Consider the following 3,163-nt stretch of genomic DNA (forward strand, 5'->3'; position numbering starts at 1 on the left):
CTGCGGCAGGTCCGGATGCTCGGCGGCAACGGCCCGGATCGCGGCCAGATTGTTCGGCTGATGCAGCGGCACCAGCGGGATCAGGCCGGTCAGGACCTGAATGATCTCCGGCGTGATCCGCACCGGCTTGGCGTAGGCCTCGCCGCCGTGGGCGACCCGATGGCCAACGGCGATGATCTGCGCGCCGTCGGCGACGTTGGAGAGCCAGCTCCATATCTGCTCGAAGGCCCGCGCATGGCCGCTCCCAGCGCCGTCGGCGACCGGCTCCCACCAGCTCTCCGAGAGCAGCTGCCCCTCGACGCCCTTGGCGACGAAGTGCGGTCGAACGCCGATGCCCTCGACCTGACCCTTGGCGCGCAGGACTGGCTCGGTCTCGCCGGCTCGCGCGGCGTAGACCGCGAACTTGATGCTGGACGACCCCGCGTTCAGGGTCAAAATCAGCTCATCGGATAACGCGTTCATGGCCGATCCTCCTCAGTGCGCCGGTTTGTCGAGCAGACCCTGGCGCACCGCATGCGCATGCAGCACCGCGGTGGCGGCCGATGCGCGTCGCGTGCGCACGCTGTCAGCGCGTGAGGTGAGGATGATCGGTACCCGGGCGCCGAGCACGATGCCTGCGGCCTCGGCGTTGGCGAGGAAGATCAACTGCTTGGCCAGGATGTTCCCAGCCTCCAGATCCGGCGCGATAAGGACATCGGCAACGCCGGCCACCTCGGAGTCGATCTTCTTGATCCGTGCCGCTTCCAGGTTGATCGCGTTATCCATCGCCAGCGGGCCGTCCAGCACGCCGCCTTGGATCTGACCACGATCGGCCATCTTGCACAGTGCCGCGGCATCCAGCGTCGACTGGATCTTCGGGCGGATCGTCTCGACTGCTGACAGGATCGCCACCTTTGGCCGCTCGACACCCACGGTGCGCGCTAAGTCGATGGCGTTCTGGCAGATGTCGGCCTTGGCGTCGAGGTCCGGCGCGATATTCACGGCCGCATCGGAGATCAGCAGCAGCTTCGGGTAGGTCGGCACGTCCATCACGAAGATGTGACTAATGCGCCGCGCGGTGCGGATACCGGTCGCCTTGTTCAGCACCGCGCTCAGCACCTCGTCGGTGTGCAGACTGCCCTTCATCAGAACCTCGGCGGTGCCTTCGCGGATCAGCTCCACAGCGCGGGCTGCCGCCGCATGGCTGTGCTCGACGTCGAGGATCTTGGCGCCGCCGATATCGATACCGTGTTCCTCGGCGACCGTGCGGATGCGCTGCTCAGGGCCGACCAGCATCGGTGTGATAAAGCTCGCCTCGGCGGCTTCCATGGCGCCCTGCAGCGAGACTTGATCCACCGGGTGGACGATCGCGGTCGGGATCGGCTCGAGCGCTCGGACCTTGTCGAACAGGGCGCTGAAACTGTCGTGATGACGCACCGAGACATCGGCCAGGTCAGCGACCTCGATGCGCTGCTTTTCAGTGGGGGCGACCACGACAGCGCGACCGGTCATCACCAAGTCCCCGTCCTGGTTGGAGACCCGACACTCGAACGCGATGCAGTCTTCGGGCAGCTTCTCCAGCACCCGGACCCAGGCCTTGAGGCTGTCACCAAGCCGGACCTGGCGATGGAACTCGGCGTCTTGGCTGCGATAGACGGTCCCCGGACCAGGGAGCACGTTCGCGAGCAGGCTGGAGACCAGCCCAGTGGCCCAGAGACTATGACCGACGACACCCTGTGCACCCTGAGCGCGGGCGTACTCTTCATCCATGTGGATCGGGTTCAGATCGCCGGAGACCTTGCTAAAGAGGGCGACATCATCGCGGGTCAGCGTGCGCTGAAGCCCGGCGCTTTGCCCGAGCTGGATTTCGCTATAGATCCGATTCTCGAGGACATCAGACATGGTGTGCACCGGAAGCAGGTCGTCGCGCCTTAGCCGTTAGCCAATGACGACGAGGATTGTTGCAGTGCACAAAAGTTAGCGGATCTTGATTGCCCGATGGTGACGGCGAGGTGGCGCTTTCGTGAAATCGCATCCCCGCGCGCGTGAATGCCGGCCCCGCTTGAGTCGAGACAGTTCATCGCCGATGAGAAAGCCCGATTGCCAACCTGATGTCATTGATTTTGGGATGAATCTTCATTGACCCTTCACCGAACGGTGATCCTGGTGACACCGGCCTCAGGTACTGTTGCGTTGTTTTCCTCAACCTGATGGTGACCTAGATGTCGGCCTTGCTTGAGCACCGTGTTAATGGATTGGCGCAGCGTGTCGGGCTGCGCCTCGTGATTGACGACGAACATGGCGATGAACGCCGTTACCGGCTGGTCGAGCCGATGTCGATGACACCGATCTCGGCTGACGGCGGCAACGGCAGCGCCTCGCTCCACGAGTTGGAAAGCTGGCTTGAGTTTCCTTGGGAGTAATCAATGGGATCATTCAACAGGACCATCCAGATGAGCGCCGACCTTCAGTACCAACAGGCCGCGCATGAGCTCATTCGCATGCTGGAGCGCATGCTCAGCCTGAGCATCGATCTCGGAGACCGCGATGCCTCAGGGACGCTCGAGCCTGATGACCTCGATCGATTCGGTCTCATGGTTGCTCGACTGGGGCGAATGGCCCAAAGACTTGAAGTCTCAGAAGAGGGATTGACGCTGAGACAGCGACACAAAGCTTTAGAGCAGCATCTCGCCGGCATGCGCGGCTAGTCCATCGAAGCTCGACGGCGAGCTGGTCACGCGCTATCACGCGGAGAAAGGCGTCCTGAGCGCCTGATCCTCGTCCACCAACGGCCTTATCATGGAGAGACGAACCGCCTTTCCCGACGGATGCAGGCCTCGGCAGACACCCCGAATGTGCGCCGAGATCAGATCGACACAAGCAGATGCGGCAGACACGGAGGAGCGAATGCGGCCCGGGATCGATCCATGGAACGACTCTCGTCGAGAGCGATCTCGGGCGCAGCTCGAGCTTCATTGGCTGACCCCGGAGTGGCCACAAGATCGTCACAAAGATCCGGTAGCGTTGCAGCCTAAGTCGTCTCAAGATCAGCGCAATCGAGCAACGCCCATGAACACTGCAGCGACCCAGTCTTCAGAAGCCAATCAGTCCCAGCCCAGAAGCGTCCAGAGCTACATCGACGAGACCCCCTTGTGGCCCGATGGCACCGGCACGCCCGGTGTGC

The 3,163-nt window shown here is 63.0% G+C and carries 3 protein-coding genes and 1 pseudogene; 2 read left to right on the plus strand and 2 right to left on the minus strand.

The window, feature by feature from the left end:
* A pseudogene (locus tag ACY693_RS17225) lies at positions 1 to 462 on the minus strand (acetate/propionate family kinase); the annotation flags it as partial.
* Between the two features lie 12 nt (positions 463 to 474).
* Positions 475 to 1,881, minus strand: coding sequence for a bifunctional enoyl-CoA hydratase/phosphate acetyltransferase (locus tag ACY693_RS17230; protein WP_462323040.1), 1,407 nt, complete (start codon positions 1,879 to 1,881; stop codon positions 475 to 477).
* Between the two features lie 320 nt (positions 1,882 to 2,201).
* Here ACY693_RS17230 and ACY693_RS17235 point away from each other — a divergent pair, with 320 nt between their 5' ends.
* Together ACY693_RS17235 and ACY693_RS17240 are read left to right on the plus strand one after the other, a co-directional pair.
* Positions 2,202 to 2,402, plus strand: a complete 201-nt coding sequence (locus tag ACY693_RS17235) for a hypothetical protein (protein ID WP_462323041.1) — start codon at positions 2,202 to 2,204, stop codon at positions 2,400 to 2,402.
* Between the two features lie 30 nt (positions 2,403 to 2,432).
* A complete protein-coding gene (locus ACY693_RS17240) occupies positions 2,433 to 2,687 on the plus strand; it encodes a hypothetical protein (protein WP_462323042.1) in 255 nt (84 codons plus the stop codon).
* Positions 2,688 to 3,163: the final 476 nt, after the last annotated feature.

The sequence above is a fragment of the Halochromatium sp. genome, assembly GCF_054919635.1.